Raw genomic sequence first — 14,803 nt, forward strand, 5'->3', positions numbered from 1 at the left:
GCCATGTTTAATCTGTTTTCTGCGCTCAAAAAAGACAAGTTGTGGGACTTCGACGGCGGCATTCACCCGCCTGAAATGAAAACCCAGTCGAGCCACGTTCCTCTGCGTCGTGTGCCGTTATCTGAGCGCTTTATTATTCCTCTTCAGCAGCATCTGGGTCCTGAGGGTGAGCTGTGCGTAAAAGCCGGTGATCGGGTCTTAAAAGGTCAGCCGCTGACGACGGGCCGCGGCCGTACCGTGCCCGTTCATGCTCCGACGTCGGGCGTTATCACCGCCATTGAGCCGCATATCACCGCGCATCCGTCCGGTCTGAAAGAGCTGTGTGTACTGATTCATGCCGACGGTGAAGACTGCTGGACCGAACGTGACATTGTCACGAATTATCGCCAACTTAACGCGGCCGAACTCAACGCGCGTATTCATCAGGCCGGTATCGCAGGTCTTGGCGGTGCCGGATTCCCGACTGCCAGCAAACTTCAGGGTGGACTGACCTCCACACGCACACTGATCCTCAACGCCGCCGAATGTGAGCCTTACATCACCGCCGATGACCGGCTGATGCAGGAACACGCCGCAGAGATCCTCGAAGGCACGCGTATTCTTTGCCATATGCTCAACCCTGAGCGGGTGATCATCGGCATTGAAGACAACAAACCCGACGCTATCCGTGCGCTGAAACAAGCCATTAACGCTGAACAGGCTGACGGTGTAGCGATTGAGCTGCGCGTGGTACCGACCAAATACCCGTCCGGTGGTGCCAAGCAGTTGACCAAAATTCTGACCGGCCTCGAAGTACCTAAAGGCCACCACTCGTCGCACATCGGCGTATTAATGCAGAACGTCGGTACCGTGTTTGCCATTAAACGCGCAATTATCGACGGCGAACCGCTGATTGAACGCGTGGTGACGCTGACGGGTGAAGCCATGGCTAAGCCCGGTAACGTTTGGGCTCGTCTGGGCACGCCAATTGCAGACCTGATGGCCGAAGGCGCGCTGCGCCCGCAGGGTACGCAGAAAATGGTGATCATGGGCGGCCCGCTGATGGGCTTCACCCTGCCATCCCTTGACGTGCCGGTGGTGAAAATCTCCAACTGCCTGCTGGCCCCGTCGGAAAGTGAGATGGGCGAGTCTGAGCCGGAAGAAGCCTGTATCCGTTGCAGCCTGTGCGCGGACGCCTGCCCGGCAGGGTTACTGCCGCAGCAACTCTACTGGTTCAGCCGCGGCCAGGAACACGAGAAAGCGCGCAATCATAATCTGTTCGACTGTATCGAATGCGGTGCCTGCGCCTACGTCTGCCCGAGCAACATTCCGCTGGTGCAATATTACCGCCAGGAGAAAGCTGAAATCCGCGCCGTGGATTTAGAAACCGCAAAAGCCACCGAGGCCAAAGCGCGATTCGAAGCAAAACAGGCACGCATGGAACGCGAGAAACTGGCCCGCGAAGAGAAGCACCAGAAATCGGCAGTGAAACTCGACACGCCGGTAGCAGAGAAAACACCAAAAACAGAGGTCGTGACGTCCGTTGAGGCGCAGGAGAGCGTCGCTGATGTCGATCCGCGTCAGGCTGCGCTGGCCGCCGCCATTGCGCGCGCAAAAGCTAAAAAAGCCGCTGCCACTCAGGAGGCCGCCGTGGCCTCTGAACCCATCACCACGCCATCGGCACCCGTGCAGACTGAAGATGACAGCGCCCGCAAAGCCGCCGTGGCCGCGGCTATCGCTCGCGTGAAAGCTAAAAAGGCCAGGAATACCGGCGTAGTGATAGAAGCCACTGACAGCACCCTATCCGTGACACCGTCACCTACCGAACCTTCTGCCGATGACAAACGTAAAGCCGCCGTGGCGGCAGCCATTGCCCGTGCGAAGGCCAAAAAAGCCGCCGCACAGGAAGAGACATCTGAGGACGTCGCATCAGAACCAACACAACAAGAAAGTGATCCACGCAAAGCCGCAGTTGCTGCTGCGATCGCCCGGGTTAAGGCGCGTAAAGCTGCCGCTCAGACTATGTCGAACGAGGAATAAATGGCCTTCAGAATCGCGAGTTCTCCTTTTACCCATAACCGGCAAAACACCAGCACTATTATGCTGATGGTGATTTTAGCCTGTATTCCCGGCCTGCTGGCACAGGTGTGGTTCTTCGGTTACGGTACGCTGGTGCAACTTGCATTGGCGATTGTCATCGCCCTGCTGACCGAAGGCGCGGTGTTGCAACTGCGCAAAATGCCGGTCAAAAAACGTCTGGGCGATAACACAGCCCTGCTGACCGCAGTCTTACTCGGCATCAGCCTGCCGCCGCTCGCGCCGTGGTGGATGGTGGTTATTGGTACGGTATTCGCCATTGTCATCGCCAAGCAGTTATACGGCGGTCTGGGCCAGAATCCCTTCAATCCGGCAATGGTCGGTTACGTGGTGCTGCTGATCTCCTTCCCGGTACAGATGACCACCTGGCTGCCGCCGGATGCATTGCAACATCATCACGTCAGCTTTGCTGATACGCTGATGACCATATTTACCGGCCATAACAGTCAGGATTTAACCGCCTATCAGCTACAGATGAATGTCGATGGTGTCACGCAGGCTACCCCGCTGGACGCCTTCAAAACCGGACTGCGCTCCGGCCACAGCGCCGACCAGGTTCTGTCTGAACCGCTGTTTAGCGGCATTCTGGCCGGTCTGGGCTGGCAGTGGATCAACCTCGGTTTTCTGGCCGGTGGCCTGTTCCTGATGGCGAAGAAAATCATCAGCTGGCACATTCCGGTCAGTATGTTAGTGATGCTGACTTTCTGCGCTGCGCTGGCCTGGGACTTATCACCCGAAGCCTATCCGCCGCCGATGATCGGTCTGTTCTCCGGCGCGACGATGCTGGGTGCGTTCTTTATCGCCACCGATCCGGTAACCGCGTCAACCACGCCGAAAGGCCGTCTGATCTTCGGTGCGCTGATCGGCCTGCTGGTGTGGCTTATCCGCACTTACGGCGGTTATCCGGACGGTATCGCTTTCGCCGTGTTACTGGCGAACATTACCGTACCGTTGATTGACCACTACACCCAACCGCGCGTTTACGGGCACCGCTGAGGACAGCATGGAAAAGGGCAAAATGTTACAGACCATGCGCCGCCACGGCGTGACGCTGGCGGTATTCGGCGCATTGATGACCGGCATGACGGCGGTCGTCAATATGCTCACCAAACCGACCATTGAGCATCAGGCGCTGTTGCAGCAGAAGAATTTGTTCGATGAAGTGATCCCGTCGGATGTTTATGATAATGATATGCAAAATGAGTGTTACAACGTCACCGATGAGTCACTCGGTAGCGCTACGCCTCACCGCCTTTATCTGGCGCGTAAAGACGGTCAGCCGGTGGCCGCCGCCATTGAAACCACCGCGCCAGACGGTTACTCCGGTGCCATTCAGTTGTTAGTTGCAGCAGATTTTCATGGCAACGTTTACGGCACCCGCGTGCTGGAACAGCATGAAACGCCGGGGCTGGGGGACAAAATTGAAGTACGTATTTCGGACTGGATCAAAAGCTTCGCAGGCCAGATTATCAACGGACCTGACGATGCACGCTGGGCAGTCAAAAAAGATGGCGGCATGTATGATCAGTTTACCGGTGCGACTATCACCCCGCGTGCCGTAGTACGTTCCGTAAAACGCACGTCACTGTTTATCGAGACGGTACCGTCTCAGCTTTCCCACCTCACCTCTTGTGGAGCCCGTGATGAGTGAAGCCAAGAAGATAATTGTTCAGGGTCTGTGGACCAATAACTCCTCGCTGGTACAGCTTCTGGGCCTCTGCCCACTGCTGGCGGTCACCTCAACGGCGACCAATGCACTCGGGCTGGGACTGGCAACCACGCTGGTGCTGACCTGTACCAACGCCATGATCTCTGCATTCCGCCGCTGGGTACCCAATGAGATCCGTATTCCTATTTACGTGCTGATCATCGCCTCGGTGGTGAGTACCGTGCAGATGCTGATCAACGCCTACGCCTTTGGCCTTTATCAGGCGCTGGGGATTTTCATCCCGCTTATCGTGACTAACTGTATTGTGGTAGGTCGCGCCGAAGCCTGCGCCGCTAGCAGCCCGGTACATCTGGCCGCCCTCGACGGCATGATGACCGGCCTGGGTGCAACGGCAGCCATGTTCGTCTTGGGCTCGATGCGTGAAATTCTGGGCAGCGGCGTGCTGTTTAACGGCGCAGATTTGTTGCTCGGCAGCTGGGCCAAAGTGCTGCGCGTCGAAGTGATTCATCTGGATAATCCGTTCCTGCTGGCGATGCTGCCACCGGGCGCCTTTATTGGTCTTGGTCTGTTGCTGGCTGGAAAGTACCTGATTGACCAGCGCCAGAAAGCCAAACAAGCCGCCAAAATAGAGGCCGCTGCCCGGCAGGAAACCCTGCCCGATGGCAGCGCGGGCAATGCCTCATGAATAAAGAAAAACGCATCGCTATTCTCAGCCGTCTGCGGGAAAACAATCCGCATCCGACTACCGAACTGGTTTACACCACCCCGTTCGAGTTGTTGATCGCCGTACTGCTTTCAGCCCAAGCCACCGACGTCAGCGTGAACAAAGCCACCGCGAAGCTTTATCCGGTTGCCAATACGCCTGCGGCGATGCTCGAACTCGGCGTAGACGGCGTGAAGGAGTACATCAAGACCATCGGTCTGTTCAACGCCAAAGCCGAGAACGTGATCAAAACCTGCCGGATTCTGCTGGAAAAACACAACAGCGAAGTTCCGGAAGACCGCGCCGCCCTCGAAGCCCTGCCGGGCGTCGGGCGAAAAACCGCCAACGTGGTGCTCAACACCGCCTTCGGCTGGCCCACCATCGCCGTCGACACCCACATCTACCGCGTCTGTAACCGCACCCGTTTTGCTCCGGGCAAGACGGTAGAGGATGTCGAAGACAAACTGCTGAAAGTTGTCCCTTCCGAGTTCAAACTCGACTGCCACCACTGGTTTATCCTGCACGGGCGTTATACCTGTATAGCGAGGAAGCCACGGTGTGGATCGTGTTTGATCGAAGATCTTTGCGAGTTTAAAGAAAAAGTCGAGTGATCAGGGGCGTTCCCCTAACTCCCTTTTTAAATTCCACTTCCAATTCCAAACCTTGGGCCTCAGGTCTCGAACCGCTCATCAGGTGCCATTTTTGACTGCGCCTTAGCGGTTATTTTGGTCAAAAGATGAAAACCGGAAGATAAAAACCTGACCTGTTTTGTATTTAAAAAAGTGTGGGCCGCATTCAAAAGTGGCGCTGAGCAAGAGGTTCGAGACCTTAGGTTCAAAACCCGCAGCGAAGGCACCGCCTAAGCGGCGGCATTTTGCGGCTATAACAGCGGTGACACGGCCATTGTGACCAGCCCAGTTGTCGGTGCCTCATGAAAGAGCCCGGGAGTCCAGAGGGCGGCGGCGACTGGCCGCCTTCTGGGCGGGTGTGGGCAGCAGGCCCACGGTCTTGATGTTGAATTTGAATTTGAATTTAAATTTAAAGATATAAAAGCAGACTTGGGCTGCCCCAAAATTCCCTCACCCTATGCGCCCCACAAACGGTAACCTCAGTGCTGGGTTCTTAATATCCACGCCCAAATTCAGCCCCAGGACATTAACCTCAATACCCTCTTCCACGCCCAGCGTCACGCCGAGCAGGCCAAGAAGTGAGACCTGTACGCCACGGCCGGAGGGCGGTAAACCGATGGGATTGGTGATGGCGCGGTAATCTTTGCCAATGGCATTCGACGGAAGATCTAGTTGTAACTCAGGGACTTCGCGCCCTATATGCGCCATAAACGTATTGCTGTTCGGGCCAGGCCATGCGTGGTAGGTGTGCGGGAACGGATAACTTTTAACGGCGGCTTCAATCTTCGGGATCATCGCCTCAGCCTGCGCACCACGGTGTTCCACCAGCAGTTTAGGCTGTGAACCAAACCAGTAACCGTCGGGGATGGCGTAGTCGCGGCGAACTACATTGGTACTGCCCCAACTGATCACGTCGTAGCGGGTAAACTCTGTTTCCCCTTCGCGCTTGAAGATAATCCACGGATGCACCGCCACCAGACCGCGCCATCCGTAAGTCGGTGCGGTATAAATCTGAACGATCGCGATACTTTTCATTTTATGCGGATCCGGCGCTATTCCTGCTGAGTCCCTTCTTGCCGTTGACCAGTTCTGCCCGGCGGGTTGCTCCCGGTTCTGTGTGGCTTTGGCGTAGCTGTAGCCAAATGAAAGCAACAGAACGCAGACAAATCCAAGAGTTAACCATTTCATGGCGATCATGCTTTATTCACCTTTGTCTTTTCTGAGAAAACCACTGTACGCATGCTGACGGGACAGACAATATGAAACTACACTTCACGGAAGACAAACCTTCCGGCATTTTTTGCTCATTCCCTAACGATAAAGGACAACTATGACTGGCTCCTTCAATGCTCTGATTATCGGCGCATCGCGTGGCATTGGTTTAGGCACCGTGAATGAACTCGCACATCGTGGCTGGCAGGTCACGGCTACCACCCGTGGTGCAACACCTCATGGCGCCCCGGTTTCCGTAGAGTGGCTGAAGCTCGACATCAATAAACAGGCGGAAAGGCACGCGGTGAAAGAGCTTCTTTCAGACAGCCGTTTTGATCTGATTTTCATCAATGCCGGCGTATTCGGACCAGACCATCAGGATGTCACAAAAGCCAGCGACGACGAGATTATGCAGCTGTTTATGAGCAACACCTTCTCACCGGTCCGCTGCGCCGCAGAGTTACTGCCATTGCTAAAACCCAAAACCGGCATCATAGCCCTGATGACGTCGGAGCTCGCCAGTCTGAACGAAAACGACGTGGCAACGTATCCGCTTTATTCCGCCAGCAAGGCGGCGTTAAACATGCTGACACGCGGTCTTAAGGCCACGACTGACCAGCACGGACAGACGCTGTTATCCGTTCATCCCGGTTGGGTGCAAACCGATATGGGCGGCGAGAATGCCACACTGACCATCTCCGAAAGCACGCAAGGTATTGTTGATCAGTTCGAAGCATGGCGTGGTAAAGGGGGGCATCACTTCATCGAGTACTCGGGGCGGGAATTAAAGTGGTAATTTTGGGCTACCGCCCAAACCGGCTTTAAAATATTTAAATTTGCCATTAAAACAAAAAAAACGAGGCCAGACGCTAATCTGGCCTCGCTCAAACGGTGATAAAACTGACCCCCGTTTTATCCCTTCATGCTTCCTACCATGTCTTCCGGTCGTACCCACTCGTCGAACTGAGTTTCGGTCAGGTAACCGAGTTTCAGCGCCGAGCCTTTCAGGGTCAGACCCTCTTTATGCGCTTTCTTGGCAATCTCAGCTGCTTTGTCATAACCGATATGGGTATTCAATGCCGTTACCAGCATCAGTGACTCATTGAGCAACTGGGTGATACGGTCACGCACAGGTTCGATACCCACGGCGCAGTGCTCATTGAAACCACGCATACCGTCGGCCAGCAGGCGGATGGATTGCAGGAAGTTGTGAATCACCATCGGGCGGAAAACGTTCAGCTCGAAGTTGCCTGACGCGCCGCCGATGTTCACCGCAACGTCGTTGCCCAGCACTTGCGCGCACAGCATTGTCATGGCTTCGCACTGGGTCGGGTTCACTTTGCCCGGCATGATGGAGCTGCCTGGTTCGTTTTCCGGAATAGAGATTTCACCAATGCCGCAGCGTGGGCCGGAAGATAACCAGCGGACGTCATTGGCAATTTTCATCAGCGATGCCGCCAGGCCTTTCAGGGCACCGTGGCCGTGAACCAGAGCGTCACATGTCGCCAGCGCTTCGAACTTGTTCGGGGAAGTCACGAAAGGCTGTTTGGTTTGTTCAGCCAGCGCCTTCGCCACGCGTACTGCGTATTCCGGGTGGGTATTCAGACCAGTACCGACCGCAGTACCGCCCAGCGCCAGTTCGGCAATGTGCGGGATGCTCGCTTCGATGTGAACCATGCTGTGAGCCAGCATCGCAACCCAGCCAGAAATCTCCTGGCCCAGCGTCAGCGGCGTGGCGTCCTGCAGATGGGTACGACCGATTTTTACGATATCTTTGAAGGCTTCAGATTTAGCCGCCAGCGTTTTGTGCAGCTCTTTCAGCTCAGGCAGCAGGGTTTCGCGCAGTTCAATCACAGCCGCGACGTGCATGGCCGTTGGGAAGACGTCGTTGGAACTTTGGCTCTTATTCACATCATCGTTCGGGTGAACTTTACGCCCTTCGCCGCGCTCGCCACCGAGGATTTCACTCGCCCGGTTAGCCAGCACTTCGTTCATGTTCATGTTGGTTTGCGTACCGGAACCGGTCTGCCAGATAGCCAGCGGGAACTCGGTCGGGTGTTGACCTGCCAGCACTTCATCGGCAGCGGCAATAATGGCGTTGCCGCGTTCGGCCGGGAGCAGACCTAAATCCATATTGACACAGGCCGCTGCACGCTTGGTTTGCGCCAGCGCGTGGATCAGGGCTTCAGGCATTTTTTCAGAAGAGATACGGAAATGTTCGAGTGAACGCTGCGTCTGTGCACCCCAAAGCTTATCTGCCGGTACGTCGATTGGACCCATTGAGTCTTTTTCAATGCGAGTCGCTGCTGCCATTACTGTCTCCTTAGCACTCTTTAATGAATGTTTATATGTTCTTCAGGGTTGCCGCCTTGCGCTCCCACGCATTACCTTCACCGGCGGCCCGTCGAGTATAGTGACATATATCCTCAAGGTATAATGCCCTGGCGACGGAATTATGGGATTTAGCTCTCACCGCACTTTTTCTTCATCAGGAGTTGCTTAAGCGGGTGAGGTCATTGTTTACTACGCAACAGATGTTTTCTTTATTTTCATCCCACACTCAGCGGGATTTCAGGACGAAATATGCAAAAAATGAACAATGGCGTACAAAATTACGCCTGGGGCAGTACGGACGCATTGACCAAGCTGTACGGTATTGCCAATCCAGACGGCAAACCGATGGCAGAATTGTGGATGGGTGCCCATCCGAAAAGCAGTTCGTACGTCAATAATGCCGAAGGACAGGAAATTTCCCTACGTGCGCAAATCAGCGCCAACCTCGAACACGAGCTGGGCAAAAAAGTCGCGGAACGTTTCGGGGAACTGCCTTTTCTGTTTAAAGTGCTGTGCGCCGATCAGCCACTGTCGATTCAGGTTCACCCGAGTAAACGCGCCGCTGAAATGGGTTTTGCCAAAGAGAATGCCGCCGGTATTCCGCTTGATGCTGCAGAGCGTAATTACAAAGATCCCAACCATAAACCCGAGCTGGTCTATGCCCTGACCCCTTTCCAGGCCATGAACGGTTTTCGTGAATTAAGCGACATTGTTTCGCTGTTGCAACCGGTGTCTGGTGCGAATCCGCACATTGCCGAATTTCTGACGCACCCGGATGTTGACCACCTTCGCACCTTGTTTGCCGGTTTGCTAAGCCTTGAAGGCGAGGCGAAATTGCTGGCGCTTGGCGTGCTGAAGTCTGCGCTCAATAACCAGAAAGGCCAGCCCTGGGACACCATCCGCAGCATCAGTGAGTTTTACCCTGATGACAGCGGCCTGTTCTCTCCGTTGCTGCTTAATGTGGTCACCCTGCAGCCGGGCGAAGGCATGTTCCTTTATGCCGAAACACCGCACGCCTATCTCAGCGGGGTTTCACTCGAAGTCATGGCAAACTCCGACAACGTGCTGCGCGCCGGTCTGACGCCTAAGTACATCGACGTGCCAGAATTACTGGAGAATCTGAAATTTACCGCCAAACCTGCCAGTGAGTTGCTGACCACGCCGGTGAAGCACGGTGATGAACTCAACTTCCCTATTCCTGTCGAAGATTTTGCTTTCTCGATCCATAGCCTGTCGGCCACCGAACAGACGCTGGCCCAGCAGAGCGCCGCCATTGTGTTCTGTATTGAAGGCCAGGCGGTACTGACGAAAGGCGAAGAAACGCTGGTGCTGAAGCCGGGTGAATCCTGTTATTTGTCTGCCAGCGAATCACCGGTCAACGTCAGCGGTAATGGCCGTATTGCACGGGTGTTTAACCGTCTTTAACGACATATTAGATAGAATAGTCAGCGAGCCTTTGAGGCGAAATACCTCATTTTAGTGAAAAATTTGCCATTTAGGTCCGACTTCACCCACAATAAATGGCGCCGTAAGGCGTTATTTATTTTCGGGACATTTTCTAAGGATGAACAGAGCTATGAAAAAATCGTTAGTCGCTGTAAGCGTCATTGTGGTCCTTGGCGCGGCCTGGACAGGCGTCTCGTGGTACACAGGTAAGATGATCGAGCAGCATATGGCGGAAGTCACCACGAATGCCAACAGCCAGCTGCAAACTGCATTCCCGAAAGCCGGGGTTACCGTTTCCTATCAGGATTATCAGCGTGGTCTGTTCAGCAGCCATGTGCGCATTGTCCTGAAACCTGATGTCGCCGCCGCAGCAGCAGGAACCAGCGCGCTGAAAACCGGTGATGAAATTGCCTTTATCGAAACTATCGATCACGGCCCTTTCCCCGCAGCTCAGTTGAAAAAACTTAACCTGATCCCAAGCATGGCATCAGTACATTCCGAACTGCAAAACACCCCAACGCTGAAACCGCTGTTTGACGTCACCAAAGGCAAATCTCTGGTCACGGCTGATACCCGCGTTTCTTACAGTGGCGGCAGCGCTTCAGCCATCAATATCATTCCGGTTGACTACGACAAGAACAACAGCAAGCTGCAATTTGGCGGCGCTGATATCAATGTCGCCGTTGATAAAGACCTGACCAAAATGACCCTCGATGGCAAAAGTGACAGCATCGCGCTGACGTCACAGAACCAGTTCGGTCAGTTGGAAAAAGTCACCCTGAATGGTTTTTCTCTCGACAGCGATACCCACCAGGGCAAGTTTAAAGTCAGCGTTGGCGACCAGAATCTGACCGTTAAACAGATTCTCGTTAACATTGATGGTAAAGATGCCGCCTCTCTGGATAACTTCAAACTGGTAAGCAAGTTCAGTGAAGATGGCAGCAACATCCAGGGTCAGCAGGATTACACCCTTGATGCACTGAAAATTCAGGGCGCAGATTTCGGCTCAGGTAAACTGACCGTGAAAATCAGCGGTCTTGATGGCGCTGCGCTGAAAACCTTCTCAGACAGCTACAACCAGCAGTCCCAGCAGTTGCTGGCGCAGACGGGTGATTTGGATCCGGCGGTTTATCAGCAGCAGGCAACTGAACTGCTGGCGGCTAATCTGCCACTGTTGCTCAAAGGTAATCCTAGCATCAGCATCGCTCCGCTGAGCTGGAAAAACAGCAAAGGCGAAAGCAGCTTCAACCTGCAAGTTGATCTGAAAGATCCGGCAGCGGGTTCTCAGGCGCAAAGTGGCGATCAGTTGATTTCACAGCTGGTGAGCAAAGTTGACGCGAAGCTGACTATCCCGGTTGCCATGGCAACTGAGATGACCACCCAGACGGCGAAACTTCAGGGTTACAACGGTGATGATGCTGAGAAACTGGCTAAACAGCAGGTTCAGGGCATCGCAGCAATGGGTCAGATGTTCAAAATTACCACGCTGAAAGATGACACCATCTCCAGCAGCTTCCAGTATGCAGATAACCAAATTGATCTGAACGGCCAGAAAATGACCCTTCAGGAATTTGCCGGTCTGTTTGGTATCTTTGGCGGTAACGCCCTTGCGCCACAAACTGAAGCTCCAGCGCCATTGACGCCACCGGTCGCACCAGTCGCACCCAACGCGCAATAAGCACTGACTCAAGCACCCTGCAAAAGCCCGTCTCAGGACGGGCTTTTTTATGTCTGCGATTTGACTGCGGAATCTTTCGGGCTCAGGCCGATTCGCGCTCAATCAGACCTGGCGGTACGATAATGCTCTGCGCTTCGAGATTCTGCCCGCCGATGCGCATCAGCAGACGCCGCGCGGCCGCGTGGCCGATATCGCGCGCTGAGCTGGCAATAGCCGTTAATGGCGGTTCGGTCAGCTCCGCTCCGGGGGCGTCCTCCATGACGATCAGGGCAATCTGTTGCTGGAAAAAGTTATCGACCGCCCCCCCGCCAATCAGGTTACCGGTACGCATAACGCCGAAATAGGCCCCCAGCGCCACCGAGGACTTATGACAGACAATGGCGCTGATTTTCGGGTAGTGCTTGAGGAGTTTTTCAGCCGCGTCGGCGGCACATTTCTGCTGATAGTCGCACTCGATGATCCATTCGCTGCGAAACGGCAGGCCGTACTGAACCAGCGTGGCGCAAAAGCCCCCTAACCGCTCGGCACGGGTCAGGGAGTCACTTAGCCCTCCCAGATAAGCAATTTGCTTATGTCCGCGTTTGATGAGGTATTCTGTCGCCATTTTGGCGGCCAGCATGTTGTCCGGCCGGACCAGGTCCACGCCGTCTATCCCGCTGGCGCGGGAGGCGCAAATCAGCGGAACACCCTGCTCATCGGCCCTCTCTTTCAAACTGGCAGGTGCGTTCTCTCCACCCGCTATCACAATACCGTCGACGCCGTGCGTCAGCAGCGTTTCAAAACAGCGCGACAACCCTTTGCCGGAAGAACCGCTCTGCAACAGAAACAGGACTTTACCCTGCGCTTCCAGCATTTCACTTAACCCGGCGGTCATCTCGGCATAAAACGGCTCACAAATGTCGCGGACAATCAGCCCGACCACGCCGGACTCCCCGCCACGCAGGGTACTGGCCTGGCGGTTACGCACAAACCCAAGATGATCAACGGCCTGATTAACCCGTTCAGCCGTGGCCGGGGAGATACGCCCTTTGCCACTGAGCACCAGTGAAACCGTCGTCACCGACGTACCCGCGTGTTGTGCCACGTCGATTATGGTGATTTTTTTCTGGCTCATGGTTTTACGGATGCCATAAAAAGTTTTACGCCTGTCATGAAAACTCCCGGAACTGCTGATCCTTTTCACTGCCAGCAATTTTGTAAAATCTGCGATCCCGCAGAAAGAAAGCCTAACAAAATCGAAACTTAGATAAAACGTTTTATCTGTCCGTAAGCTTATCTTGCGGGCATGGTTGATTAATGTGAGCTTCCGCACGATTAAATTAGGTAAAACGTTTTATCTTAGCGCCCATCAACAAAACTTGGTTCGTTTTTAATCTTTTCAGGGGAATGATAATGCCAGCCAGTAAAAAACAACGCGTCACACTTTGGGAGTTTTTCCAAAGCTTAGGTAAAACCTTTATGCTTCCGGTTGCCCTGCTGTCGTTCTGCGGCATCATGATGGGGATCGGCAGTTCTTTAAGCAGCCATGACGTTACCACGCTGCTGCCAGCGCTCGGTAATCCAATCCTGCAACTGATCTTCACCTGGATGAGCAAAGTCGGTTCATTCGCCTTCAGCTTCTTGCCGGTGATGTTCGCTATCGCTATCCCGCTAGGTATGGCGCGTGAGAACAAAGGCGTGGCTGCGTTCTCTGGTTTCGTCGGTTATGCGGTACTGAATCTGGCGATCAACTTCTATCTGACCGCCAACGGCACACTGCCGACGGTCGACCCGATGATCCTCAAAGCCAACAACATTCAGATGATCCTCGGCATTCAGTCTATCGATACCGGTATTCTGGGTGCGGTCATTGTCGGCGTGATTGTTTATATCCTGCATGAGCGTTACAACACCATCCGCCTGCCGGATGCGCTGGCGTTCTTCGGCGGTACCCGTTTTGTTCCGATTGTCACTACCGTGGTGCTCGGTCTGGTTGGTCTTATCATTCCACTGATCTGGCCATTCTTCGCCGCCGGTATTAACGGTCTGGGACGTCTGATCCATGACGCCGGTGTGTTCGGTCCGATGATTTTTGGCTCCGGTGAACGTCTGCTGCTGCCTTTCGGTCTGCACCACATTCTGGTGGCATTAATCCGCTTCACCGAAGCGGGCGGTACGCTGGATGTCTGTGGCCGTGAAGTGAGCGGTGCGCTGACCATCTTCCAGGCACAGCTTTCATGCCCGACAACTCACGGCTTTGCCGAGAGCGCGACGCAGTTCCTGTCACAGGGCAAAATGCCTGCTTTCCTCGGTGGTTTACCGGGTGCTGCACTGGCGATGTACCACTGTGCTAAACCAGAAAATCGTCATAAAATTAAAGGCCTGCTGATTTCCGGCGTCGTTGCCTGCGTGGTGGGCGGAACCACTGAACCGATCGAGTTCCTGTTCCTGTTCGTCGCACCGGTTCTGTATGTGATCCATGCGTTCCTGACCGGTCTGGGCTTCACCGTGATGTCTGTTCTGGGTGTGACCATCGGTAACACCGACGGCAACATCATCGACTTCGTGGTGTTCGGTATTCTGCACGGTATGGCGACCAAGTGGTATCTGGTGCCGCTTGTAGCCGCTATCTGGTTCGCGGCTTACTATGCCATCTTCCGCTTTGCTATCACGCGCTTTAATATCAAAACGCCGGGTCGCGAATCTGACACCATGCCGAATGCTGCGCCAGTGCCGTCTTCCAGCAAATCAGGTTACAACGTACCGGTGATCCTCAGCGCACTCGGTGGCGCGGACAACATTGTGTCACTGGATAACTGCATCACCCGTCTGCGTATGTCCGTACACGATATGTCATTGGTTGACGATGCGACGCTGAAAGCGAACCGTGCCATCGGGGTTGTTCACCTCAATGACCATAACCTGCAGGTCGTTATTGGACCACAAGTACAGTCGGTGAAAGATGAGCTGGATTATCTGATCCGCGAAGCAAACAATCAGGCCGCTGCGTCTGAACCTGCCACCGCGTAAACGGTGACAGAAAGAGTCATGATCACAGGGCGACGTCAGGTCGCCCT

12 protein-coding genes are annotated in these 14,803 nt (G+C 54.5%); 9 read left to right on the forward strand and 3 right to left on the reverse strand.

Annotation, left to right across the window (positions count from 1 at the left end):
- The first annotated feature begins 3 nt into the window (after positions 1-3).
- The 5 genes from rsxC to nth are packed head-to-tail and all read left to right on the forward strand — an operon-like array spanning position 4 to position 5,059.
- Complete coding sequence (gene rsxC / locus ACZRKO_RS06855) at positions 4-2,019, forward strand: electron transport complex subunit RsxC (RefSeq protein ID WP_463736468.1); 2,016 nt, start codon at positions 4-6, stop codon at positions 2,017-2,019.
- A complete protein-coding gene (gene rsxD / locus ACZRKO_RS06860; RefSeq protein ID WP_463736469.1) occupies positions 2,020-3,072 on the forward strand; it encodes an electron transport complex subunit RsxD in 1,053 nt (350 codons plus the stop codon).
- A gap of 22 nt (positions 3,073-3,094) precedes the next feature.
- On the forward strand, positions 3,095-3,727 hold the full coding sequence (rsxG, locus tag ACZRKO_RS06865) for an electron transport complex subunit RsxG (RefSeq protein WP_463737496.1): 633 nt from the start codon (positions 3,095-3,097) through the stop codon (positions 3,725-3,727).
- Positions 3,720-4,430, forward strand: a complete 711-nt coding sequence (locus ACZRKO_RS06870) for an electron transport complex subunit E (RefSeq protein ID WP_463736470.1) — start codon at positions 3,720-3,722, stop codon at positions 4,428-4,430. Before rsxG ends, ACZRKO_RS06870 begins: the two co-directional genes overlap by 8 nt.
- Positions 4,427-5,059, forward strand: a complete 633-nt coding sequence (gene nth / locus ACZRKO_RS06875) for an endonuclease III (RefSeq protein WP_463736471.1) — start codon at positions 4,427-4,429, stop codon at positions 5,057-5,059. The genes ACZRKO_RS06870 and nth overlap by 4 nt, the downstream gene beginning before the upstream one ends.
- Positions 5,060-5,527: 468 nt before the next feature.
- Here the strand turns inward: nth and ACZRKO_RS06880 are convergent, their stop codons facing one another.
- Positions 5,528-6,274, reverse strand: a complete 747-nt coding sequence (locus tag ACZRKO_RS06880; protein WP_463736472.1) for a DUF3750 domain-containing protein — start codon at positions 6,272-6,274, stop codon at positions 5,528-5,530.
- Positions 6,275-6,407: 133 nt separating this feature from the next.
- On the opposite strand from ACZRKO_RS06880, the gene ACZRKO_RS06885 reads away from it, so the two are divergent.
- Entirely contained in the window at positions 6,408-7,085 is a 678-nt protein-coding gene (locus tag ACZRKO_RS06885; protein ID WP_463736473.1) for an SDR family oxidoreductase, read from the forward strand.
- Positions 7,086-7,201: 116 nt separating this feature from the next.
- Here ACZRKO_RS06885 and fumC read toward each other — a convergent pair whose 3' ends face one another.
- Complete coding sequence (gene fumC, locus ACZRKO_RS06890) at positions 7,202-8,602, reverse strand: class II fumarate hydratase (RefSeq protein ID WP_463736474.1); 1,401 nt, start codon at positions 8,600-8,602, stop codon at positions 7,202-7,204.
- Between the two features lie 270 nt (positions 8,603-8,872).
- Between fumC and manA the strand changes: the two genes are divergently transcribed.
- Positions 8,873-10,048 carry a mannose-6-phosphate isomerase gene (gene manA / locus ACZRKO_RS06895; protein WP_463736475.1) on the forward strand — a complete coding sequence of 392 codons (1,176 nt, stop codon included), beginning with the start codon at positions 8,873-8,875 and terminating at the stop codon, positions 10,046-10,048.
- Positions 10,049-10,199: 151 nt separating this feature from the next.
- Complete coding sequence (locus ACZRKO_RS06900; RefSeq protein ID WP_463736476.1) at positions 10,200-11,747, forward strand: YdgA family protein; 1,548 nt, start codon at positions 10,200-10,202, stop codon at positions 11,745-11,747.
- Between the two features lie 82 nt (positions 11,748-11,829).
- Here ACZRKO_RS06900 and malI read toward each other — a convergent pair whose 3' ends face one another.
- On the reverse strand, positions 11,830-12,861 hold the full coding sequence (gene malI / locus ACZRKO_RS06905; RefSeq protein WP_463736477.1) for a Mal regulon transcriptional regulator MalI: 1,032 nt from the start codon (positions 12,859-12,861) through the stop codon (positions 11,830-11,832).
- A 278-nt stretch (positions 12,862-13,139) separates the two neighbouring features.
- On the opposite strand from malI, the gene malX reads away from it, so the two are divergent.
- Positions 13,140-14,756 (forward strand): maltose/glucose-specific PTS transporter subunit IIBC, encoded by a 1,617-nt coding sequence (gene malX, locus ACZRKO_RS06910; protein ID WP_463736478.1) that lies wholly within the window; start codon positions 13,140-13,142, stop codon positions 14,754-14,756.
- Positions 14,757-14,803 lie beyond the last annotated feature (47 nt).

The organism is Ewingella sp. C233 (assembly GCF_055407225.1).

What these genes read in the sequence shown, in the direction of transcription:
- nth (WP_463736471.1), top strand. Translation starts at nt 4,427, where the DNA reads ATGAATAAAGAAAAACGCATCGCTATTCTCAGCCGTCTGCGGGAAAAC.
- ACZRKO_RS06885 (WP_463736473.1), top strand. Translation starts at nt 6,408, where the DNA reads ATGACTGGCTCCTTCAATGCTCTGATTATCGGCGCATCGCGTGGCATT.
- malX (WP_463736478.1), top strand. Translation starts at nt 13,140, where the DNA reads ATGCCAGCCAGTAAAAAACAACGCGTCACACTTTGGGAGTTTTTCCAA.
- ACZRKO_RS06880 (WP_463736472.1), bottom strand. Translation starts at nt 6,274, where the DNA reads ATGATCGCCATGAAATGGTTAACTCTTGGATTTGTCTGCGTTCTGTTG.
- rsxD (WP_463736469.1), top strand. Translation starts at nt 2,020, where the DNA reads ATGGCCTTCAGAATCGCGAGTTCTCCTTTTACCCATAACCGGCAAAAC.
- rsxG (WP_463737496.1), top strand. Translation starts at nt 3,095, where the DNA reads ATGTTACAGACCATGCGCCGCCACGGCGTGACGCTGGCGGTATTCGGC.
- manA (WP_463736475.1), top strand. Translation starts at nt 8,873, where the DNA reads ATGCAAAAAATGAACAATGGCGTACAAAATTACGCCTGGGGCAGTACG.
- fumC (WP_463736474.1), bottom strand. Translation starts at nt 8,602, where the DNA reads ATGGCAGCAGCGACTCGCATTGAAAAAGACTCAATGGGTCCAATCGAC.
- ACZRKO_RS06870 (WP_463736470.1), top strand. Translation starts at nt 3,720, where the DNA reads ATGAGTGAAGCCAAGAAGATAATTGTTCAGGGTCTGTGGACCAATAAC.
- malI (WP_463736477.1), bottom strand. Translation starts at nt 12,861, where the DNA reads ATGAGCCAGAAAAAAATCACCATAATCGACGTGGCACAACACGCGGGT.
- rsxC (WP_463736468.1), top strand. Translation starts at nt 4, where the DNA reads ATGTTTAATCTGTTTTCTGCGCTCAAAAAAGACAAGTTGTGGGACTTC.
- ACZRKO_RS06900 (WP_463736476.1), top strand. Translation starts at nt 10,200, where the DNA reads ATGAAAAAATCGTTAGTCGCTGTAAGCGTCATTGTGGTCCTTGGCGCG.